The organism is Arthrobacter sp. Y3221157, assembly GCF_059089865.1.
In genome coordinates this window covers 1-20,625 of sequence record NZ_JBNHFD010000072.1, presented here as the reverse complement: position 1 = coordinate 20,625, position 20,625 = coordinate 1, and the positions used below count along the sequence as shown (strand labels likewise).

Genomic DNA, 20,625 nt, shown 5'->3' with positions numbered 1-20,625 from the left:
GGCGCCGGCCCAGGCTCCGTCGACCGGCCACCACCAGGCCAGCGCCCAGCCGGTCCACGCCGGTGTTGGTGCCGCAGGGCTCAGCAGCTGGGGCCAGCAGCGTCCTTCCGCCGTCCCTGCAGACTCCGGGTTCGACGTCGACCTTCCTTCCGTGGTGGAGCCGGACCTTACCGGTAACCACCCGGATGACCTGGATGTCCCCGACTTCCTGAAGTAGGCCCCGGCTTGTTCCATTGGCGCGCCGACATCCTGCCCGGGGTGTCGGCCGCATTCACGAATACGGACGCCGGCAACCTCGCGCTGCATGTCGGTGATGATCCTGCCCGGGTGCAGCGGCGGCGTGCCGAGCTTGAACGGACCATGGGCGTGGCGCCGGCCGGACTGCGGTTCATGAACCAGGTCCACGGCACGGCGGTGGCCGTCATGCAGCCGGACACCGCAACGCCCGAGGCTGACGCCATGGTCTCCCGCGGAGTGCCTCTTGCCGTGATGGTGGCAGACTGCATCCCCGTGCTCCTTGCGGCCGAATCCGCGGATGGTCCGGTCCTCGCTGCCGTCCACGCAGGGCGCCCGGGAATCGCCAACGGGGTCATCCCGGCAGCGGTGGAGAGCATGAAGTCCCTGGGCGCGGGCGCCATCCGCGCCTGGCTGGGTCCATCAATCTGCGGACGCTGCTACGAGGTTCCCGCCGTGCTCCAGGACGAGGTGGCGGCGGAAGTGCCCGCCGCCCGCAGCACCACGTCCTGGGGCACACCCGGACTGGACCTGCCGGCCGGCGCGCGGAGCCAGCTTGAACGCGCAGGCGTGGAGGTGGCGTACACCGGAGCATGCACGTTGGAGACAGAGTCACTCTTCTCCTACCGGCGCAACAGGGAAACAGGCAGGTTCGCGGGTCTGGTGTGGTGCCATGACTGACGTGCCGGATGCAAGGGATTCCCGCACTGCCGAACTTGCCGGGAGGCTCGCCGTGGTCCGGCGGCGCATCGAAGCAGCCGCAGCAGCCGCAGGCCGCGAGGACCGCCTGCCCACGCTGATCGTGGTCACCAAGTTCCACCCCGCCGGGGACATCCGCCGGCTCGCTGGGCTGGGCGTGACGGACGTCGGCGAAAACAGGGACCAGGAGGCCGCCGCCAAGGCCGCGGAACTGGCGGACTGCGGGCTGATGTGGCACTTCGTAGGCCAGCTCCAGACCAAGAAAGCAAAGTCGGTTGCCCGCTACGCCGCCGCGGTGCACTCCGTGGACCGGCCCCAGCTGGTGGAGGCGCTGGCGAAGGCCGTTTCGGCAGCACAGGCAAGCGCAGGCAGGGCGCCACTGGAATGCTTCATCCAGGTCAGCCTCGAGGACGACGCCGGGGCACACCGCGGCGGTGCCGCCCCCGCCGACGTGCCCCGGCTGGCCGAACAGATCGCGGCGGCCGACGGCCTGCGCCTGGCAGGCGTGATGGCGGTGGCCCCGCTCGGTGCCGCGCCCGAGCCGGCCTTCGAAAAGCTCGCCGGCGTCTCGGCGCACCTGGTGGCGGAGCACCCGGCGGCCACGGGCATCTCGGCCGGCATGAGCCAGGACCTGGAGGCAGCGGTCAAGTTCGGGGCGACACACCTGCGGATCGGTTCCGATATTCTCGGATCACGTCCCGCAGTGGGGTAGCGTCGGTCCTGTTGGAAGTGATGGGCGGGGGACCCCAATGCTGTCAAGTCATTGGACGACCCGCGTACGGGACACGAATAGGAGTCGACCATGGCCGGCGCTCTGCGCAAGACAATGATCTATCTTGGGCTCGCCGACGGCGACGAGCATTACGAGTCCGAGCAACAGACCGCACGTAAGGATGAGGACGAAACGATGGAAGTTGACCGCGAGGAGCGCCGTGCACCCGCACCCGTCCGCGAGGTCAGCCGCGAAGCGTCCTACACCCCTGAAGAGGAATACCGCGCCCCAGTGACCCCCATCAAGCGAGCGGCTTCGAGCCGCGAAGAGACCGGCGGCCTGCGCCAGATCACCACCATCCACCCGCGCTCCTACAATGACGCCAAACTCATCGGCGAGAGCTTCCGGGACGGCATTCCGGTGATCATGAACGTCACCGATATGGGCGAAGCGGACGCGAAGCGCCTGGTGGACTTCTCCGCAGGACTCGTATTCGGGCTGCGGGGGAGCATTGAACGGGTGACCAACAAGGTTTTCCTGCTGTCGCCGTCGTATGTCGAAGTCATCGGCGACGACAAGAAGGCAAGCGACAACACAGCCAGCTTCTTCAACCAGAGCTGACCATAAGGCAGGATCCGGATGCCAGGCAGGGACACCTGTCTGGCATCTGTGCTGAAATAGACGGGAAGCATCGGCAACAGACTGCCGTACCCACAATGGACATGGAGATATGAATTAAGTCATGGGAATTGTTTTCGGACTTGTCTATCTCGCGCTCCTGCTGTTTTTTGTGGCCCTCATCATCCGCCTGGTGTACGACTGGGTCCAGATGTTTGCCCGGGAGTGGAGGCCGCGCGGGGCCGCCCTGGTGGCCGCGCACGCCGTGTACACCATCACCGATCCGCCCCTGAAGGTCCTGCGCCGGCTGATTCCGCCCCTTCGCCTGGGCGGCATCTCGCTGGACCTGGGTTTCCTGATCCTCTTCATTGCCGTAAGCATTGCCATGGGAATCACCCGGGGACTCGCCTGATTTACCGGATAGACCAGCAGCGCAGCCTGGACCCGCGGGAACAGTTACTGTGAAGCGTAGAAACTCGCGTTTGACACTGCAGTGTTGAATTAGAGTAAGCAGACCAAATTTAGGTACCGTAGTTTTGACGGCCGGAAGGCCTACTGACTAACCAGACCAGTGAGGTGACCAGATGGCTTTGACGCCAGAAGACGTTGTCAATAAGCGCTTTCAGCCGACCAAGTTCCGTGAGGGCTACGACCAGGATGAAGTTGACGACTTCCTGGACGAGATTGTCGTGGAGCTCCGCCGCCTGAACCAGGAGAACGACGAGCTCCGCAAGAAGCTTGCCGAAGCCGGTTCCAGCGTTCCTGCCAGCGCCGCCGCCGCACCCGTAGTGGAGAAGGTCCCCGCGCCCGTCAAGTCCGACAAGGACGAAGCACGCGAAAAGGCCGAGGCTGAAGCCAAGGCCGCCGAAGCGGCCAAGAAGAAGGAGGCGCAGGCTCCCGCTCCGGTTGCTGCCGCACCCGCTCCTGCCAGCCAGGCCGCCGTCGCCACGCCGGCCGCCGAATCCGCCGCAGGCCTGCTGGCCATGGCGCAGCAGATGCACGACCGCCACGTTGCTGACGGCCAGGCGCAGAAGGACAAGATCATCGCCGAGGCGCAGATCGAAGCCAGCAGCCTCGTCAACGACGCCCAGGAAAAGTCCCGCAAGATCCTTGGCGCCCTCGAGCAGCAGCGGTCCGTCCTGGAACGCAAGGTGGAGCAGCTCCGCGGCTTCGAGCGCGATTACCGCTCACGCCTGAAGGCCTACATCGAAGGCCAGCTCCGCGACCTCGATGCCCGCGGCTCAGTGGCTACGCCGGAAGTAAGCGAAGCCAACTAGTCCGTCAAGCACGTATTCTGAAAGCCGGTGGCTGAGGATTCCTCGGCCGCCGGCTTTCGGCATTGACAGCTGTTTTACGAATGAAAGCACCATGACTGACGAACTCGCTGCAGACGCTGCACGCCCTGTCCCGCCCTCACCGCGCCCCCGCCGGGCCGTGCTGCTCTCCCTCTTCGCCGGGTTCGCAGTCTTTGCCTATGTCCTGGACCAGCTGACCAAGCTGTGGGTCACCTCCACCATGGTGGAAGGGGAACGGATCCCGGTCTTCCCCCCGCTGCTGCACTGGTACTTCATCCGCAACTCGGGCGCCGCGTTCTCCATCGGCGAAAACGTCACCTGGGTGTTCTCCATCATCATGGCCGTTGTCGCCATCGCCATCGTCCTCCAGATCCGGAAGTTGGGCTCAAAATGGTGGGCCCTTGCCCTGGGCCTGCTCCTGGGCGGAGCGCTGGGCAACCTTACCGACCGGCTGTTCCGGGAGCCGTCCTTCGGCATGGGGCACGTGGTCGACTTCATCCAGCTTCCCAACTTCGCCATCTTCAACATCGCCGATTCCGCCGTTGTATCCGCCGTCGCCATCATCTGCATCCTGACCCTGCGCGGGGTCGCACTGGACGGCACCCGGCTTGCCCCGGAGCGCAAGGAAAAGTCCGGCGATGCCTGAGCGGTATGTCGTTGCCGAGGAATTCGCCGGCTCCCGGGCCGACGCCGGGCTGGCCGGAATCCTGGGCGTCTCCCGCTCCATGGCGGCGACCCTGATAGCGGAGGGCCACGTGGTGAGCCGGGGCAAGGCCCTGGGCAAATCGGCAAAGCTGGCTGCGGGGGACGTCCTGGACGTCAGCATGCCGGAACGGCGGGACCCGCTCGAAGTCGTGGAGGAAGTTGTGGAAGGCCTGAAGATCCTGCTGGACGACGACGATTTCGTCGTCGTCGATAAACCCGTGGGCGTTGCCGCGCACCCGTCGCCGGGTTGGGTGGGACCCACTGTAGTGGGCGGCCTCGCAGGCGCCGGATACCGTATCTCCACCTCCGGCTCGCCTGAAAGGGCCGGCATCGTGCACCGGCTCGACGTCGGAACATCCGGCGTCATGGTGGTGGCCAAGACCGAACGGGCCTACACGGCCTTGAAGCGCGCCTTCAAGGAGCGGACCGTGGACAAGGTGTACCACGCCGTGGTGCAGGGCCTGCCCGACCCCCTGACCGGCACCATCGATGCACCCATCGGCCGGCACCCCGGCCACGACTGGCGGTTCGCCGTGATCGAGGACGGCCGGGAGTCCGTCACGCACTACGAGGTGATCGAGGCGTTCGGCAAGGCCAGCCTGGTGGAAGTCCACCTTGAGACGGGCCGGACCCACCAGATCCGCGTCCACTTTTCCGCGCTCCGGCACCCCTGCGCCGGGGACCTGACGTACGGCGCCGATCCCCGGCTCGCCGCCACCCTGGGCCTGACCCGGCAGTGGCTGCACGCACGCGAACTTGCGTTCGACCACCCCGCCACGGGGGAGCGGATCCGGGTCACCAGCGACTACCCGCAGGACCTCGCGTATGCCCTTGAGGTCCTGGGGTCCGGGCGGGCCTGACGCGGGCGGCCGGGGGCCAACGCTTAGAATAGTGCGGTGACTTCCAGCAATGATTCGTTTGTCCACCTGCACACCCACACCGAATATTCCATGCTGGATGGAGCAGCCCGCCTGGAAGAGCTGTTCGATGAAACCGAACGCCTGGGCATGCCCGCGCTGGCCACCACCGACCACGGGTACCTGTTCGGCGCCTTCGACTTCTGGCAGAAGGCCCAGGCCAAGGGCATCAAACCGATCATCGGCGTCGAAGCCTATGTGACTCCCGGCACCGCGCGCACGGACAAGGAGCGTGTCCGCTGGGGGGACGAGTCGCAGCGCAAGGACGACGTCTCCGGCGGTGGCTCCTACACCCACATGACCCTGCTGAGCTACAACAACGTGGGCATGCGGAACCTCTTCCGTGCCTCGTCCATCGCCTCGCTTGACTCGGTCTTCGGCAAGTGGCCGCGCCTGGACCGCGAGCTCCTCAACACCTACTCCGAGGGCCTCATCGCCACTACCGGCTGCCCGTCCGGGGAAGTGCAGACCAGGCTCCGGCTGGGCCAGTACCGCGAAGCGCTGGAGGCGGCCGCCGAGTTCCGGGACATCTTCGGCGCGGAAAACTACTTCTGCGAACTGATGGACCACGGCCTGGACATCGAACGCCGCGTCACCGGCGACCTGCTTCGGCTTGCCAAGGAACTCAACCTGCCCCTGGTGGCCACCAACGACCTCCACTACACCCATGAACACGACGCCAAGGCCCACGAGGCGCTGCTGGCCATCCAGTCGGGTTCCACCCTGCTCGAGCCCACCTACGACAACGGGGGTTCGCGCTTCGCCTTCTCCGGCAGCGGCTACTACCTGAAGTCCCCGCAGGAGATGCGCGAACTCTTCCGCGACCACCCCGAAGCCTGCGACAACACCCTCCTGATCGCCGAGCGCTGCGAGGTGTCCTTCAACACGGACGCCAACTACATGCCCCGGTTCCCCTGCCCGCCCGGCGAGGACGAGACCTCCTGGCTGGTCAAGGAAGTGGACAAGGGCCTGCAGTACCGTTACCCGAAGGGCGTGCCGGACGAGGTCCGCAAGCAGGCCGACTACGAGCTGGGCGTCATCACCTCCATGGGCTTCCCGGGCTACTTCCTGGTGGTGGCGGACTTCATCAACTGGGCCAAGAACAACGGCATCCGGGTGGGTCCTGGCCGTGGTTCCGGCGCCGGCTCCATGGTGGCCTACGCCATGCGCATCACCGACCTCGACCCCCTGCGGCACGGCCTGATCTTCGAACGCTTCCTCAACCCCGACCGTGTCTCCATGCCCGACTTCGACGTCGACTTCGATGACCGGCGGCGGCCCGAGGTCATCGACTACGTCACGCGCAAATACGGCGACGAGCGCGTAGCGATGATCGTCACCTACGGCACCATCAAAACCAAGCAGGCGCTCAAGGACTCCTCCCGCGTCCTGGGCTACCCCTTCAGCATGGGCGAACAGCTCACCAAGGCGCTGCCGCCCGCCGTCATGGCGAAGGACATTCCGCTCGCCGACATCCAGAACCCGGAAGCGAAGCGCTACAGCGAGGCAGGGGACTTCCGCCAGCTCATCGCCACGGATCCCGAGGCCGCCAAGGTGTTCGAAACCGCGCTCGGCATTGAAGGGCTGAAGCGCCAGTGGGGCGTCCACGCCGCCGGCGTGATCATGTCCTCGGATCCGATCATCGACGTCATCCCGATTATGCGCCGGTTCCAGGACGGGCAGGTGATCACCCAGTTCGATTACCCCACGTCCGAGGGACTGGGCCTGATCAAGATGGACTTCCTGGGCCTGCGGAACCTGACGATCATTTCCGACGCCCTCGAGAACATCAAGATGAACCGCGGTATCGACCTGGACCTCGAAAACCTCGAGCTGGACGACGCCGCCTCCTACGAGCTGCTGGCCCGCGGCGACACGCTGGGCGTGTTCCAGCTCGACGGCGGCCCCATGCGGTCCCTGCTCAAGCTCATGAAGCCTGACAACTTCGAAGACATCTCCGCCGTGCTGGCCCTGTACCGGCCCGGCCCCATGGGCGCCAACGCCCACACGGACTACGCGCTCCGCAAGAACGGCGTCCAGGAAGTGGTCCCCATCCACCCTGAACTGGAGGAGCCGCTCAGGGAGATCCTCGGCGGGACGTTCGGCCTGATCGTGTACCAGGAGCAGGTCATGGCGGTAGCGCAGAAGCTGGCGGGGTACTCGCTGGGCCAGGCAGACATCCTGCGCCGCGCCATGGGCAAGAAGAAGAAGTCCGAACTGGACAAGCAGTTCGCCGGCTTCTCCCAGGGCATGCAGGACAACGGCTACTCCATGGAGGCCGTCAAGACCCTGTGGGACATCCTGCTGCCGTTCTCCGACTACGCCTTCAACAAGGCCCACTCGGCCGCTTACGGCGTGATCTCCTACTGGACCGCGTACCTCAAGGCGCACTATGCGCCGGAGTACATGGCCGCCCTGCTGACCTCCGTGGGTGACGACAAGGACAAGTCGGCCATCTACCTCAACGAATGCCGGCGCATGGGCATCACCGTGCTTCCGCCGGACGTCAACGAATCCGCCCTGAACTTCACCCCGGTGGGCAACGACATCCGCTTCGGGATGGGGGCCATCCGGAACGTCGGCGTCAACGCGGTGGAGGCCATGGTGGCGGCCCGCGAAAGCGAGGGCGCCTACACGTCCTTCAAGGATTACCTGATGAAGGTTCCGGCGGTGGTCTGCAACAAGCGCACCATCGAATCGCTGATCAAGTCAGGTGCCTTCGATTCTCTGGGGCACACCCGCCGCGCCCTGGCCATGGTCCATGAAGAGGCCATTGATTCGGTCATCACCCTGAAGCGGAACGAGGCAATAGGCCAGTTCGACCTCTTTGCCGGGATCGGGGAGGCGGAGTCGGAGTCGTCCCTCAGCATCGAGATCCCGGACCTGCCGGAGTGGGAGAAGAAGGACAAGCTGTCCTTCGAACGGGACATGCTGGGCCTGTACGTTTCGGACCACCCGCTGCAGGGCCTGGAAGGCCTCCTCAGCCAGCACGCGGAGATGAGCATCACGTCGGTGCTGGGGGAGGACGGGCCGCAGGACGGCGCCATCATCACCATCGCCGGAATGATCACGTCCCTGAGCCGCCGGATTGCCAAGGCCAGCGGCAACGCCTACGCCCGGGCGGAGGTTGAGGACCTGGGCGGTTCCATGGAAGTGATGTTCTTCGGCCAGGTCTACGGTCCCATCGCGTCGGTGCTGGCCGAGGACCTGATCGTGGTGGTCAAGGGCCGCCTGCAGAAGCGGGACGACGGCGCGGTGACGCTGAACTGCATGGAGCTTTCCGTCCCGGACCTGAGCGAGGGCATGAACGGTCCCCTGGTGATCACCATGCCCACGCACAAGGCCACGGAGGCCGTAGTCACTGAGCTGGGCGACGTGCTGCGCACCCACCGGGGCAACTCCGAGGTCCGCCTGCACCTGCAGGGCGATACCCGCACGGAGGTCATGGCCCTGCCCGTGCACCTCCGGGTGAACCCCAGCCCGTCCCTGTTCGGCGACCTCAAAGTGCTGCTCGGTCCGGCCTGCCTGGACGCCTGACAAAGCCGCGGACGACGACGGGCTGCACGTTCCGCCGTCGTCCGCGGTTCGCGGCGGGAAGCGTCAGATCTCGTAGTCCAGGGGCATGGGCTGCCCGTAGGCGCCGCCGTGGTACAGCAGGGGCGACCCTTCGCCGCCCACCTGGCCGTCAATCACCTGGACCACCACCACTGCGTTGTTCTCGAAGGAGAGCCGCATCTGTACCTCGCCGACGAGCCAGCCGGCAACGTCCTTCAGGATGGGCACGCCGTGCGGCCCGATCTCCCAGTGGTTGCCTTCGAAGCGGTTGCCCGGGCGGGCAAAGCGAGCGGCCAGTTCCTGGTTCTCCAGCCCCAGCATGTGGACGCCCAGGTACTGCGTGTTGGCCACGGCCGGCCAGGACCTGGAGCTGCGGGCCATGTTGAATGTGAACCGCGGCGGTTTGGCTGACAGCGACGCCACCGACGTTGCAGTGAACCCGTAAGGCTCGTCCTGGTAGTTCACCGTGATGATGGCAACCCCCGCGGCATGGCGCCGGAACAGCTCCCGGAACGTCTGCTCGAAGGGCGCGCTGTTGTCGGCCACCGAAAACTCCTGACATGGATGGGTGCTTCCCTCCAAGCGTATTGTCCGCAGGCTCCACGGGGGAATCGCCTGTCGGAGCGGGTCAGCGCGTTGCGCCGCCGGAACGTTTGTTAAGGTTTGTTGCATGGTCAAACTTTCCCGCCGTACTTCCTCGCGGCTGCCGTGGGCCCTTCTGGTGGTTCCGGCGGCGGCGGGTGTTCCGGCGGGCATCCTGTGGTGGCTGCTCGCTCCCGGCGGCCTGAACCTGATCACCAGGGATTTCGGCCTCGCAGCGGGGACCAACCCGGCAGTCTGGCTGCCGCGCGACCTGACCCTTGCCGCCATCCTGGTTGTTGCCGGCTGCGTGCTGGGCGTCTTCCTGGCGGACAAGAAACGCGCCAACCCGCAGGCGGCACTGCTGCTGGGGCTCGGCGGCGCCATTGCGGGCAGCATCCTGGCATGGCAGGCAGGCGTGTTGTCCGCCAGCCTTTGGGGACCGGCGGTGGATGCATCCGCCAACGCGAGCATCGCCTTCTCGCTCCGGGCTCTGCCGGTGCTGCTGCTGTGGCCGGCGGCTGCGGCGATCTCCGTCTTCGTGCTGGAACTGCAGGATTTGCTGGGAAAGAAGCCAGGCAGCGGCGCCGACGCGGCCGGTCCCGCCCCGGGCCGTACCGCACCATGACGGCAGCCACAGCAGCGGGCCGTTGGCAGGGGCACCCGCTCCGGCCCGTAAAATGGTGCGGTGACCATTTCTTCGGAGTTTCCCGCCCCCGCGACTGCCGCCGTGAACTTTCGCACCATTGATGTGCGGGGACAAAGCCTCACCCTCGCTGGCCTGCGCGCAGCGGTGCCGCGGGCCAAGGGCCAGACTGTTGCCGACGCCGAAGAAAGAGTCCTGGACATCATTGCTGCCGTCCGGCGCCGCGGCTTCGCGGCCCTCGGCGAGTTGGCGCTCCGCTTCGATGGCGTGACCCAGGAGCACCCCCTGGTTCCGCAAGACGTCCTCGCGGGCGCACTGGAACAGCTGGACCCGGCGGTGCGTGCGGCCCTTGAGGAATCCATCAGCCGCGCACGCAGGTTCGCGGACGGGCAGCGCCCGCGCAACGTTGACGTGGAACTGGGGGACGGCGCCGTGGTCAGCCAGAACTGGGTGCCGGTGGCGCGGGTGGGGCTGTATGTGCCTGGCGGCCTCGCCGTGTACCCGTCCTCGGTGATCATGAACGTGGTCCCGGCTCTTGCCGCCGGGGTGGAGTCCATTGCCCTCGCTTCACCCCCGCAGAAGGAATTCGGCGGCCTGCCCCACCCCACCATCCTTGCTGCGGCAGCGCTGCTCGGCATCACCGAGGTGTACGCGATCGGCGGGGCGCAGGCCATCGCCGCCTTCGCCTACGGCGTGGCGGAAACGCCTGCCGGTCCTGCCCTCGAGCCCGTGGATGTGGTGACGGGTCCGGGCAACATCTTCGTGGCCACCGCCAAGCGCCTGGTCAAGGGCGTGGTCGGTATCGACTCCGAGGCCGGCACCACGGAGATCGCCATCCTGGCCGATGCCTCGGCCCAGCCCGCGCTCGTCGCCGCGGACCTGATCAGCCAGGCCGAACACGACCCCCAGGCAGCCTCGGTTCTCATCACCGATTCGGAGGACCTTGCCTCCGCAGTCCGGGCTGAACTCGACCGGCAGGCTGCCGCCACCAAGCACTTGGACCGGGTGCGCGAGGCGCTCTCGGGGCCGCAGTCCGGCGTCGTCCTGGTGGACGGCCTCGACCAGGGCATTGCCGCCTGCGACGCCTACGCCGCCGAACACCTGGAGATCATGACTCGCGACGCGTCTGCTGTCGCCGCCCGGATCCGGAACGCCGGCGCCATCTTCGTGGGGGACTACAGCCCGGTCAGCCTGGGAGACTACTGCGCGGGCTCCAACCACGTGCTTCCCACCAGCGGCACGGCCGCCTTCTCGTCCGGGCTCAACGTGACCACGTTCCTGCGCGCCATCCAGGTGGTCAACTACAGCCGTGAGGCGCTCAAGGAAGTCAGCGGCCACATCGTGAATCTCTCCCGCGCGGAGGATCTTCCGGCTCACGGCGACGCCGTCACCGCGCGGTTTCCGGAGGACTAGCACTACATCTAGTAATTACAGGCTTGTCATTACGCTACATATGCCCGTAAACTGGAAGGCGCTACAGCGCGGATCTTCCGCGCGCTCATTTGGGATATCCCGGCAGCGGGACAATGCGAGGGAGGGACACCATGTACTGTCCGTTCTGCCGCAACCCTGACTCCCGCGTGGTGGACAGCCGCATGGCGGATGACGGCTCGGCCATCCGGCGGCGCCGGCAGTGCCCCGAGTGCGGCCGCCGGTTCACCACGGTGGAAACCACCAGCCTCTCCGTCATCAAGCGCTCCGGCGTGGGCGAGCCCTTCAGCCGCAGCAAGGTGATCAACGGCGTGCGCAAGGCCTGCCAGGGCCGGCCCGTCAGTGAGGATGACCTCGCGCTGCTTGCCCAGGAAGTGGAGGAGCAGATCCGCGCGTCCGGCGCCGCGGAAATCGACGCACACGAGGTTGGCCTGATTATCCTGGGGCCGCTGCAGAAGCTGGACAAGGTGGCGTACCTCCGGTTCGCCAGCGTCTACCAGGCCTTCGAATCCCTCGAGGATTTCGAAACGGCCATCTCCCTGCTGCGCCACGAGGCGGAGCAGGATGCCAAGGGCGCGCCGGCGAAAAACGCCAAGGGCACGGAGAAAAGCCCCCTCTAATCTCCGGTGGCCGCAGCGGAGGGGAAGCCGCAGCCGCCACCGGCACATAAGACAGGACGTCCCCTTCCGGTACCGGAAGGGGACGTCCTGTCTTTAAGCGTCGTCCGTTCCCGGACTACTTTGCCAGCTTGTGCTTCAGTGCGATCTCGATGGCGGCGCCCACGATGCCTGCCTCGTTCCGCAGGACTGCGGGAACAATGGGGGTGCGCAGTTTCAGCTTGGGCAGGTACTCGTCCGCGCGCTTGGAGATGCCGCCGCCAACGATGAACAGTTCGGGGGAGAACAGGAACTCCACGTGGGAGAAGTAACGCTGCAGGAGCACGCTGTACTCGTCCCAGGTCAGGCCGTCCCGTTCACGCGCCACCGCGGATGCTTTCGTTTCGGCGTCGAAGCCGTCGATTTCCAGGTGGCCCAGTTCGGCATTGGGGACGAGCTTGCCGTCGAAGATGAAGGCTGAGCCGATGCCCGTACCGAGGGTGATCACCAGGACGGTACCGCCCACGCCCGCGCCGGCACCGTAACGGGCCTCTGCGAGGCCTGCCGCGTCGGCGTCGTTAATGACCTCGACGGGCCGGTTTAGGCGCGCAGTGAGCATGGCGTCGATGTCTGTCTCCAGCCAGCTCTTGTCGACGTTGGCCGCTGAGTGCACCACCCCGTGCTGGATGATGCCCGGGAAGGTGACGCCGACCGGGGAACCGGCGGCGGGCGCCTCGGGGCGGGCCGAAAGTTCAGCCACCACCAGGGCCACGGCTTCCGTCACGGACTCGGGAGTGGCGGGCTGAGGGGTGGGAACCCGGAACCGATCACCTACCAGCTTGCCCTTCTTGAGGTCGACAATGCCGCCCTTGATTCCCGTGCCTCCGATGTCGATGCCGATCAGCGGGGCGTTCTTGTGCGACTTCTCGTCCTTCTTGGCCAAAGTGGGGTTCCGTTCGTGGCAGGTGCGGGCAGGGAAGGGCGGCCGGTGGCCGGCCCCGGAAAGGATATCCGGCCAGGGGCCGGTGGTTCAGTTCATCAGGGGTGTGAGCGCGCCAGGATGCGTGCGGCACTCAGGGCAGGGTGAGGATCTCGGCACCGGATTCGGTCACCAGCAGCGTGTGCTCGAACTGGGCGGTGCGCTTGCGATCCTTGGTGACCACGGTCCAGTCGTCCGCCCACATGTCCCACTCCACGGTGCCCAGCGTGAGCATCGGCTCGATGGTGAACACCATGCCGGCCTCGATGACGGTGCTGTAGGCCGGGGCTGCGTCGTAATGCGGGATGATCAGTCCGGTGTGGAATGCTTCCCCTACGCCGTGGCCGGTGAAATCGCGGACCACCCCATAGCCGAACCGCTTGGCGTAGGACTGGATGGCCCTGCCGATGACGTTGATCTCACGGCCGGGGGCTACGGCCTTAATGGCCCGGTTCAGCGACTCCTGTGTGCGTTCCACCAGCAGGCGGGATTCCTCGTCCACATCGCCCACCAGGAAGGTGTAGTTGGTGTCGCCGTGGACGCCGTTGATGTAGGCCGTGATGTCGATGTTGAGGATATCGCCGTCCTGGACCACAGTGCTGTCCGGGATGCCGTGGCAGATGACCTCATTCAGCGAGGAGCACAGCGACTTCGGAAATCCCCGGTAGCCGAGGGTGGAGGGGTAGGCATTGTGGTCCAGGAGGAACTCGTGGCCCACCTTGTCCAGCTGGTCCGTGGTCACGCCGGGCTGGATGTGCTTTCCCACTTCTACGATGGCCTGCGCGGCGATTTTTCCGGCGATGCGGATCTTCTCGATCGTTTCGGCTGACTTCACCTCGGACCCCGTGAATTTGGCGGGGGCGGGCCTGCCGACATACTCCGGACGGGGGATGGACGCCGGGACGGAACGCTGCGGGCCTACGGTACCGGGGGTGAGGGTGCCGATGGGTGCAGTGGAGGCAAGGGAAGGCATAGATTGATCATATAAGGCACCACAGAACGCCTAACAACCGGGAGCCGTGCGGGGCGCGCGTATGCATTTGTGTTACGCGGGTCACGCCGCAGCTTCCCTGCCTGCCGGAACGGGAGCAACGATGACTGAGTACTGGTACAACATCAGGACCCATGAGGTGGAAGAGGACCGACTCTCTGACTGGAGCCAGCTGATCGGGCCCTACCAGACACGCGAAGAGGCCGAGCACGCCCTTGAGAAGGTCCGGGCCCGCAACGAGGCGTGGGAAAAGGACGACGACGACTGACGGCAAGCGGTATTGCCTGGCCCGCGGCGCGTCCTGGGGGGAGCAGTCCTGGTCAGAAAGAGTGCTCCGGGCCGGGGAACTGCCCGGACCGCACGTCATCGCCATAGGCCGTAGCGGCATCGAGGAGCGTACTGCGCAGGTCGGCGTACTGCTTGACGAACTTGGCCATTCGGCCGCCCCGCAGGCCGGCCATGTCCTGCCAGACGAGGACCTGGCCGGTGGTTTCCTTGCCTGCGCCGATGCCCACGGTGGGGACGCTGACCGCTGCATCCACGGCAGCCGCCGTCTGGGCCGGCACCATCTCCATGAGCACGCAGAATGCGCCGGCATCGGCAAGGGCCACGGCGTCATCGATCAGGCGCTGGGCGTCGTCGCCCCGGCCCTGTACCCGGTACCCGCCCAGGGCGTGCTCGCTCTGCGGAGTGAAGCCGATGTGGGCCATGACGGGGATGCCCGCCTGCACCATGGCCCGGACGGTGGAGGCGTAGTACTGGCCGCCCTCGATCTTGACGGCGTGCGCCAGGCCTTCCTTCAGGAACCGGACCCCGGCGGCCACGGCCTGCTCCGCGGAAACCTCGTAACTGCCGAACGGCAGGTCTGCCACCACCAGTGCCCGCTTGGCGGACCTGGCGACGGCGCGGCACAGCGGAAGCAGTTCGTCCACCGTGACGGGAAGGCTGGTCTCGTTGCCGAACACGTTGTTGGACGCCGAGTCGCCCACCAGGAGGACCTCGATGCCGGCGGCGTCGAAGATTTCGGCCGTGTACTGCTCGTAAGCGGTCAGCATGGCGAATTTGGTGCCGTCGCGCTTGGCCTGCTGCAGGTGGTGGATGCGTACCTTGCCGGGCTTGGCTGCCGGGCCGGGTGCCGGTGCCTGCGCAGGCCCGTTGCCATAGGGTGCGGGGACTTCGGCGGACGCGCTGGAGTTCGAGCTGTTGCTTGAGGCCATGGCATGAGCGTAGTGCGGTACCTGCCGTCCTAGCTACAGGGCCTGGGCCGCGTGCGGGGTGATAAGGGTCATATGCGCCGGGCGCCCACATATGTTGCCCGACCGGGCAAAGCCCGACGGCGGCCCTCTCCGGGATGCCGCCGGGTGTTAACGCTGTGTTACGCGCGGCGCAGACGCCAGCATTGGCGCCGAATGCTTAGTACAGTGTTTGTGAACTGCTGCCGGCTTCCCCCAATCACCGCGGACCCCGGAGCATGGACGTTGACCGGAGAAGAGGCCATCATGGACCGCCAGCAAGAGTTTGTCCTGCGCACAATCGAAGAGCGCGACGTACGTTTCGTGCGCCTGTGGTTCACCGACGTCGTAGGTTCGCTCAAGTCTGTTGCCCTGGCGCCGGCCGAGGTCGAAGGCGCCTTCGAGGAAGGGCTGGGCTTCGACGGCTCGGCCATCGAGGGCCTTGCCCGTGTCTTCGAATCGGACATGCTGGCACAGCCTGACCCGTCAACGTTCCAGATCCTGCCGTGGCGCGGCGAGACGGAGCAGACATCGCGCATGTTCTGCGACATCCTTACCCCCGACGGCGAACCCTCCGCGGCTGATCCGCGCAACGTCCTGAAGCGGACGCTCGCCAAGGCCGCCGACATGGGCTTCACCTGCTACACCCACCCGGAAATCGAGTTCTACCTGCTCAAGTCGCAGGAGCTCGGCCCGGACGGAGCGCCGGTGCCTGTTGACGAGGGCGGCTACTTCGACCACGTCCCGGGCGGCGTCGCCCAGGACTTCCGCCGCACTGCGGTGACCATGCTGGAATCTGTCGGCATTTCCGTGGAGTTCAGCCACCACGAAGGCGGACCCGGACAGAACGAAATCGACCTCCGCTACGCGGATGCGCTGCAGACCGCGGACAACATCATGACCTTCCGCACGGTCATCAAGGAAGTGGCCCTGCAGCAGGGCACCTACGCCACCTTCATGCCGAAGCCGTTCACGACGCACCCGGGCTCCGGCATGCACACGCACTTCTCCCTGTTCGAAGGGGACACCAACGCGTTCTACGAGGCCGGCGCGGAATTCCAGCTGTCCAAGACCGCCCGCCAGTTCATCGCCGGCATCCTAAAGCACGCTCCGGAATTCACCGCCGTGACCAACCAGTTCGTGAACTCGTACAAGCGCCTCTGGGGCGGCGGCGAGGCTCCCAGCTACCTGAGCTGGGGCCACAACAACCGCTCTGCCCTGGTCCGCGTTCCGCTGTACAAGCCGGGCAAGGGCCAGTCCGCCCGGATCGAGTACCGCGGCATCGACTCGGCCGCGAACCCTTACCTGGCATACGCGGTGCTGCTCGGTGCCGGGTTGAAGGGCATTGAGGAAGGCTACGACCTTCCGGCGGCCGCCGAGGACGACGTCTGGTCGCTGAGCTCGGCAGAACGCCGCGCCATGGGTCACGACCCCCTGCCGGCCAGCCTGCACGACGCTATCCGCTCGATGGAGGATTCCGAGCTGATGCCGCAGATCCTGGGCGAGCAGGTGTTCGAGCACTTCCTGCGCAACAAGCGCGCGGAGTGGCAGGACTACCGGCTGCAGGTCACGCCCTACGAACTGCAGCGCAACCTCGGCATCCTCTAGGCGGCGGGCGTGAGCCTGGCACGCCGCCTGATCGCGGCCGGTTTCAGCGACCTGGACAAAGGCGAACGGTTCCTGGCTGCCCGGGAACTCGAGGGCCTGGACCAGGACACGCTGTTCGCCGGACTGCAAATGGCGGCCAGCCCGGACACCGCCCTGCAGTCCCTGGTCCGGCTGATCGAAAAGCATCCGGACCTCCGGGAGCTGGCTGGTGCCGAGCCAGACACCAGCGAGCCGCTGTACCGGGTGCTGGGCGCATCCGAGGCGCTGGGCGAGTTCCTCATCCGGCATCCCGAGCATCTCGAAGCCTTCAATGTCCGGGCCAGTCCCGAACCGTTGCCGGGAGACCCGGAGAAGCTGCGCGCAACCCTGCTGCAGTCCGTAGGGGCAGACCCGCGGGCAGCGCGGCCAATTGCCGCAGCAACCGGGCCGGATGCCTACGCAGCCCTGCGCACCGCCTACCGCAGGGGAGTGGTGGACCTTGCCGTCAAGGACCTGTGCGCGGCAGACCCCCTCGACTTCCTGCCCTCGGTGGGCGGGGAACTCGCAGACCTTGCCGGTGCCGCCATCGAGGCCGCACTGGCAGTTTCCCGGGCCGAGGCCGCCGAACAGTACGGCGCCCCTGACGTGTCGGAGGTCGGGCTGGCCGTGATCGGCATGGGCAAATGCGGGGCGCGCGAGCTGAACTACATCTCCGACGTCGACGTCATCTACGTGGTGGATGGCGGAGGCCTGGAGGACGCCCGGGCCAACACCATCGGCACGGCGCTGGCCAGCGGCATCTCCCGCGCCATCTCCTCGGTGGCGCGGGAACCCGGCCTTTGGGAGGTGGACGCCAACCTGCGGCCCGAGGGCAAGTCGGGACCCCTGGTGCGCACGCTGGCCTCCCATGAGACCTATTACGCGCGCTGGGCGGAGAGCTGGGAGTTCCAGGCGCTCCTGAAGGCCCGGACCATCGCCGGGGATGCCGAACTGGGGCGGCGGTACGAGGACGCCGTGGCACCGCTGATCTGGAGTTCGGCGGGCAGGGACGGCTTCGTGGAATCTGTCCAGGCCATGCGGCGCCGGGTCACCGAGCACATTCCGGCGGCGGAGGAACAGCGGCAGATCAAACTGGGCCGCGGCGGACTGCGGGACGTCGAGTTCACCGTCCAGCTGCTGCAGCTTGTCCACGGCAAGGCGGATGAAACCCTGCGACGCCGGGACACCACCTCCGCGATTGCGGCCCTGTCCGCAGGCGGCTACATCGGCAGGTCCGACGCCGCCGCCTTCGACAACGCCTACCGGTACCTGAGGCTGCTGGAGCACCGGATCCAGCTGTTCCAGCTGCGCCGGACCCACCTCATGCCCGTTGCCGAGCCAGCGCTGCGGGCGTTGGCCAAAGCCGTCCTGGGCCCGTTCGCGAATGAGCGGCCGCATCCCGACGCGCTGCTGGCCGCCTGGCAGAAGACCAAGCGCTCCGTGCGGGAACTGCATGAGCGGATCTTCTACCGGCCCCTGCTGAATAGCGCCGCCAGGCTCAGCAGCGAAGATGCCAGGCTGACCCCGGAAGCTGCCCAGGGACGGCTTGCTGCCCTCGGCTACCGGGACCCGCAGGGCGCCATGCGGCATATCGAGGCTTTGACGGCTGGAGTCAGCCGGCGGGCGGCACTGCAGAAGCAGCTGCTTCCAATCCTCCTCGACTGGCTCGCGGAAGGAGTGGACCCCGACGCCGGCCTGCTCGCCTTCCGGAGGGTCAGCGAGGCCCTGGGCACCACGCACTGGTACCTCGGCATGCTTCGGGACTCCAATGCCGCTGCCGAGCGCCTCTGCCACATGCTCTCGAACTCACGGCTGATCGCGGACCTGCTGGAAGTTTCGCCTGAGTCGGTTGCCTGGCTCGGCCAGGACAAGGACCTGGTGCCGGTGCCGTTCAAGGCGCAGTGGCAGGAAATCACCTCCAAAATGTCGCGGCACGCCGATCCCGGAAGTGCCATGCGCCTCATCAGGCTCATCCGGCGGCGGGAGATCCTGCGGATCGCCGTCGCCGATTCCGCCGGGCTGCTGGATCAGGACCAGGTGGGCAACGCGCTGGCCGACACTGACAGGGCGGCAGTCCTGGGCGCCCTCCGTGTGGCCGAGGGCATCGTCTCCGCCGGCGGGCCCTTGAAGACGGCCGTGCTGGTTGTGGCGATGGGCCGCCAGGGCGGCCGCGAGATCGGGTACGGTTCGGACGCCGACGTGATGTACGTGCACCGGGCGATCCCGGGCTACGCGGAGGCGGAGGCACAGGAACAGGCTGCCCGCATCGTCACCAAGGTCTCAAGCCTGCTGACCCAGCCCGTGAAGCCCGCCATCATGGCTGAGCGGGTGCTCCAGATGGACGCCGACCTCCGCCCGGAGGGGAAGAGCGGGGCCATGGTGCGGTCCCTGGACTCATTCGCCGAGTACTACCGCCGCTGGTCGCTCATCTGGGAGGCCCAGGCACTTCTGCGGGCACGTCCCATGGCGGGCGACGACAACCTGGCAGCGGACTTTTTGGCGCTGATCGACCCCATCCGCTACCCCGACGAGGTGTCCGACCAGGACGTCCGGGAGATCCGCAGGATCAAGGCACGGGTGGAATCCGAACGCCTTCCCCGCGGGGCCGATCCCGCCCGGCACCTCAAACTCGGCCGCGGCGGCCTCAGCGACGTCGAATGGCTGGTCCAGCTGCTGCAGCTGCAGCACGCGGGCAAGCACCCCGAGCTGCGCACCACCTCCACGGTGGAAGCCCTGGAAGCCGCTGCCCGGCTGGAACTCCTCGGCCGTGAGGACGCGGACCTCCTGGCCCAGGCCTGGCGGCTGGCCAGCCGGATCAGGTCCGCAAATGTCATCTGGAGCGGCAAGGCATCCGACCTCCTGCCGTCGTCGCGCCGTGACCTTGAGGCCGTGGCGCGGTGGTGCGGCTACGAACCGGGCCATGCGGCCGCGCTGGAAGAGGACTACCTGCGCGTCAGCCGCCGCGCCCGCGCCGTGTTCGAACGCGTGTTTTACGGGCAATAGCCGTTTTCCGGCTGCTGTCCCTTTGTCCCGGCCCGGTGCTACCTTTGGCCCATGGCTACCCAACTCTTCCTGAACCTGCCCGTCAAAGACCTCCAGCGCTCCGTCGATTTCTTCTCCGCCCTTGGCTTTTCCTTCAACCCGGACTACACGGACGAGAATGCCACGTGCATGATCGTCAACGACAATGCCTGCGTGATGCTCCTGGTGGAGGACTACTTCCGGACCTTTACATCCAAGGACGTCGCCGGCACTGCGGGGGCGGCGGAAGCCATCATGTCCTACAGCGTGGACAGCCGGGAGGCCGTTGATCAGGCGGTAAGTGCCGCCCTTGCTGCCGGCGGCACGTTGTCCGAGGATCCCCGGGACCTGGGCTTTATGTACAACCACAGCTTCCAGGATCCCGACGGGCACCTTTGGGAGGTCTTTTGGATGGATCCTGCCGGAATGGCCGACCCTGCTGCCGGCAGCACCTCCGGCACCGTCCAGTCCTGAACGGCGAAGGCGTCTGGCTCATCCCGCTGCGGGACCTCGATGCCGACGCCCAGGCCATCCAGCTCAATGAGGTAGCGCAGCTGGAGCTCAGCCCGGGCCAGGAACGCTTCGTGGGCGATCCCCTGAGGATGGCCCTGGCCGGCCTGGCCGAGGAATCGCGGCGCCCCTACGTCATTGAGTTGGACGGGCGCGCTGCGGGAGTACTCACGTTGCAGCGTGGGGCGGCACGCCTGGCCGGCTGGCCGGACGATGACAGTGCATGGCTCCTGCGGGGCTTCCTGGTGGACCGGCGGCTGCAGGGTCGCGGGATCGGCC

The 20,625-nt window shown here is 66.7% G+C and carries 20 protein-coding genes and 1 pseudogene; 17 read left to right on the top strand and 4 right to left on the bottom strand.

Annotated features, from left to right (window positions below; all coding sequences use genetic code 11):
- The 9 genes and pseudogenes from AC5RTT_RS15665 to dnaE form a co-directional block, all read left to right on the top strand.
- Window positions 1–217: pseudogene (locus AC5RTT_RS15665) on the top strand (cell division protein FtsZ); the annotation flags it as partial.
- An 8-nt stretch (window positions 218–225) separates the two neighbouring features.
- The gene (locus AC5RTT_RS15660) at window positions 226–915 is read left to right on the top strand and encodes a purine nucleoside phosphorylase YfiH/LACC1 family protein (RefSeq protein ID WP_494145966.1); all 690 of its coding nucleotides are present in this window, start codon (window positions 226–228) and stop codon (window positions 913–915) included.
- Entirely contained in the window at window positions 908–1,645 is a 738-nt protein-coding gene (locus AC5RTT_RS15655; protein ID WP_494145965.1) for a YggS family pyridoxal phosphate-dependent enzyme, read from the top strand. The genes AC5RTT_RS15660 and AC5RTT_RS15655 overlap by 8 nt, the downstream gene beginning before the upstream one ends.
- A 90-nt stretch (window positions 1,646–1,735) precedes the next feature.
- Window positions 1,736–2,266 carry a cell division protein SepF gene (locus AC5RTT_RS15650; RefSeq protein WP_009359118.1) on the top strand — a complete coding sequence of 177 codons (531 nt, stop codon included), beginning with the start codon at window positions 1,736–1,738 and terminating at the stop codon, window positions 2,264–2,266.
- Window positions 2,267–2,387: 121 nt separating this feature from the next.
- On the top strand, window positions 2,388–2,675 hold the full coding sequence (locus tag AC5RTT_RS15645) for a YggT family protein (protein WP_009359117.1): 288 nt from the start codon (window positions 2,388–2,390) through the stop codon (window positions 2,673–2,675).
- Window positions 2,676–2,847: 172 nt separating this feature from the next.
- The gene (locus AC5RTT_RS15640; RefSeq protein WP_494053473.1) at window positions 2,848–3,540 is read left to right on the top strand and encodes a DivIVA domain-containing protein; all 693 of its coding nucleotides are present in this window, start codon (window positions 2,848–2,850) and stop codon (window positions 3,538–3,540) included.
- Between the two features lie 91 nt (window positions 3,541–3,631).
- Window positions 3,632–4,204 carry a signal peptidase II gene (gene lspA, locus AC5RTT_RS15635; protein ID WP_494053472.1) on the top strand — a complete coding sequence of 191 codons (573 nt, stop codon included), beginning with the start codon at window positions 3,632–3,634 and terminating at the stop codon, window positions 4,202–4,204.
- Window positions 4,197–5,123, top strand: coding sequence for an RluA family pseudouridine synthase (locus tag AC5RTT_RS15630; RefSeq protein WP_494011942.1), 927 nt, complete (start codon window positions 4,197–4,199; stop codon window positions 5,121–5,123). The genes lspA and AC5RTT_RS15630 overlap by 8 nt, the downstream gene beginning before the upstream one ends.
- Window positions 5,124–5,159: 36 nt before the next feature.
- Window positions 5,160–8,717, top strand: coding sequence for a DNA polymerase III subunit alpha (dnaE, locus tag AC5RTT_RS15625; protein WP_494145964.1), 3,558 nt, complete (start codon window positions 5,160–5,162; stop codon window positions 8,715–8,717).
- A gap of 63 nt (window positions 8,718–8,780) precedes the next feature.
- Here the strand turns inward: dnaE and AC5RTT_RS15620 are convergent, their stop codons facing one another.
- Window positions 8,781–9,281 (bottom strand): flavin reductase family protein, encoded by a 501-nt coding sequence (locus tag AC5RTT_RS15620; protein ID WP_494011940.1) that lies wholly within the window; start codon window positions 9,279–9,281, stop codon window positions 8,781–8,783.
- A 124-nt stretch (window positions 9,282–9,405) separates the two neighbouring features.
- On the opposite strand from AC5RTT_RS15620, the gene AC5RTT_RS15615 reads away from it, so the two are divergent.
- The 3 genes from AC5RTT_RS15615 to nrdR all read left to right on the top strand — a co-directional run bounded on the left by AC5RTT_RS15615 (window position 9,406) and on the right by nrdR (window position 12,011).
- Entirely contained in the window at window positions 9,406–9,942 is a 537-nt protein-coding gene (locus tag AC5RTT_RS15615) for a hypothetical protein (RefSeq protein WP_494011939.1), read from the top strand.
- A 60-nt stretch (window positions 9,943–10,002) separates the two neighbouring features.
- Entirely contained in the window at window positions 10,003–11,373 is a 1,371-nt protein-coding gene (hisD, locus tag AC5RTT_RS15610) for a histidinol dehydrogenase (RefSeq protein WP_494145963.1), read from the top strand.
- A 131-nt stretch (window positions 11,374–11,504) separates the two neighbouring features.
- Entirely contained in the window at window positions 11,505–12,011 is a 507-nt protein-coding gene (nrdR, locus tag AC5RTT_RS15605) for a transcriptional regulator NrdR (protein WP_494011937.1), read from the top strand.
- 115 nt (window positions 12,012–12,126) lie between these two features.
- Here the strand turns inward: nrdR and ppgK are convergent, their stop codons facing one another.
- Window positions 12,127–12,930 (bottom strand): polyphosphate--glucose phosphotransferase, encoded by an 804-nt coding sequence (gene ppgK / locus AC5RTT_RS15600; RefSeq protein WP_494011936.1) that lies wholly within the window; start codon window positions 12,928–12,930, stop codon window positions 12,127–12,129.
- A gap of 130 nt (window positions 12,931–13,060) precedes the next feature.
- Window positions 13,061–13,939, bottom strand: coding sequence for a type I methionyl aminopeptidase (map, locus tag AC5RTT_RS15595; RefSeq protein WP_494011935.1), 879 nt, complete (start codon window positions 13,937–13,939; stop codon window positions 13,061–13,063).
- A 121-nt stretch (window positions 13,940–14,060) separates the two neighbouring features.
- Here map and AC5RTT_RS15590 point away from each other — a divergent pair, with 121 nt between their 5' ends.
- Window positions 14,061–14,225, top strand: coding sequence for an SPOR domain-containing protein (locus tag AC5RTT_RS15590; protein ID WP_494145962.1), 165 nt, complete (start codon window positions 14,061–14,063; stop codon window positions 14,223–14,225).
- Between the two features lie 52 nt (window positions 14,226–14,277).
- On the opposite strand, the gene panB is transcribed toward AC5RTT_RS15590, so the two are convergent.
- Window positions 14,278–15,174, bottom strand: coding sequence for a 3-methyl-2-oxobutanoate hydroxymethyltransferase (gene panB, locus AC5RTT_RS15585; protein ID WP_494145961.1), 897 nt, complete (start codon window positions 15,172–15,174; stop codon window positions 14,278–14,280).
- A gap of 282 nt (window positions 15,175–15,456) precedes the next feature.
- Here panB and glnA point away from each other — a divergent pair, with 282 nt between their 5' ends.
- From glnA to AC5RTT_RS15565, 4 genes are all read left to right on the top strand, one after another.
- The gene (glnA, locus tag AC5RTT_RS15580; RefSeq protein ID WP_494011932.1) at window positions 15,457–16,797 is read left to right on the top strand and encodes a type I glutamate--ammonia ligase; all 1,341 of its coding nucleotides are present in this window, start codon (window positions 15,457–15,459) and stop codon (window positions 16,795–16,797) included.
- A 9-nt stretch (window positions 16,798–16,806) separates the two neighbouring features.
- On the top strand, window positions 16,807–19,818 hold the full coding sequence (locus tag AC5RTT_RS15575) for a bifunctional [glutamine synthetase] adenylyltransferase/[glutamine synthetase]-adenylyl-L-tyrosine phosphorylase (RefSeq protein WP_494145960.1): 3,012 nt from the start codon (window positions 16,807–16,809) through the stop codon (window positions 19,816–19,818).
- 51 nt (window positions 19,819–19,869) lie between these two features.
- Window positions 19,870–20,310: a VOC family protein gene (locus AC5RTT_RS15570; protein ID WP_494011930.1), complete on the top strand. Its 441-nt coding sequence runs from the start codon at window positions 19,870–19,872 to the stop codon at window positions 20,308–20,310.
- Window positions 20,307–20,625, top strand: a 319-nt coding sequence (locus AC5RTT_RS15565) for a GNAT family protein (protein ID WP_494145967.1), incomplete at its 3' end; no start/stop codon positions are given. The genes AC5RTT_RS15570 and AC5RTT_RS15565, both read left to right, overlap by 4 nt.

Excerpts from the sequence above, each read along its gene's own strand:
- AC5RTT_RS15570 (WP_494011930.1), top strand. The coding sequence starts at position 19,870 with ATGGCTACCCAACTCTTCCTGAACCTGCCCGTCAAAGACCTCCAGCGC.
- nrdR (WP_494011937.1), top strand. The coding sequence starts at position 11,505 with ATGTACTGTCCGTTCTGCCGCAACCCTGACTCCCGCGTGGTGGACAGC.
- AC5RTT_RS15640 (WP_494053473.1), top strand. The coding sequence starts at position 2,848 with ATGGCTTTGACGCCAGAAGACGTTGTCAATAAGCGCTTTCAGCCGACC.
- AC5RTT_RS15650 (WP_009359118.1), top strand. The coding sequence starts at position 1,736 with ATGGCCGGCGCTCTGCGCAAGACAATGATCTATCTTGGGCTCGCCGAC.
- lspA (WP_494053472.1), top strand. The coding sequence starts at position 3,632 with ATGACTGACGAACTCGCTGCAGACGCTGCACGCCCTGTCCCGCCCTCA.
- panB (WP_494145961.1), bottom strand. The coding sequence starts at position 15,174 with ATGGCCTCAAGCAACAGCTCGAACTCCAGCGCGTCCGCCGAAGTCCCC.
- AC5RTT_RS15630 (WP_494011942.1), top strand. The coding sequence starts at position 4,197 with ATGCCTGAGCGGTATGTCGTTGCCGAGGAATTCGCCGGCTCCCGGGCC.
- glnA (WP_494011932.1), top strand. The coding sequence starts at position 15,457 with ATGGACCGCCAGCAAGAGTTTGTCCTGCGCACAATCGAAGAGCGCGAC.
- map (WP_494011935.1), bottom strand. The coding sequence starts at position 13,939 with ATGCCTTCCCTTGCCTCCACTGCACCCATCGGCACCCTCACCCCCGGT.
- AC5RTT_RS15590 (WP_494145962.1), top strand. The coding sequence starts at position 14,061 with ATGACTGAGTACTGGTACAACATCAGGACCCATGAGGTGGAAGAGGAC.
- AC5RTT_RS15655 (WP_494145965.1), top strand. The coding sequence starts at position 908 with ATGACTGACGTGCCGGATGCAAGGGATTCCCGCACTGCCGAACTTGCC.
- AC5RTT_RS15615 (WP_494011939.1), top strand. The coding sequence starts at position 9,406 with ATGGTCAAACTTTCCCGCCGTACTTCCTCGCGGCTGCCGTGGGCCCTT.
- AC5RTT_RS15645 (WP_009359117.1), top strand. The coding sequence starts at position 2,388 with ATGGGAATTGTTTTCGGACTTGTCTATCTCGCGCTCCTGCTGTTTTTT.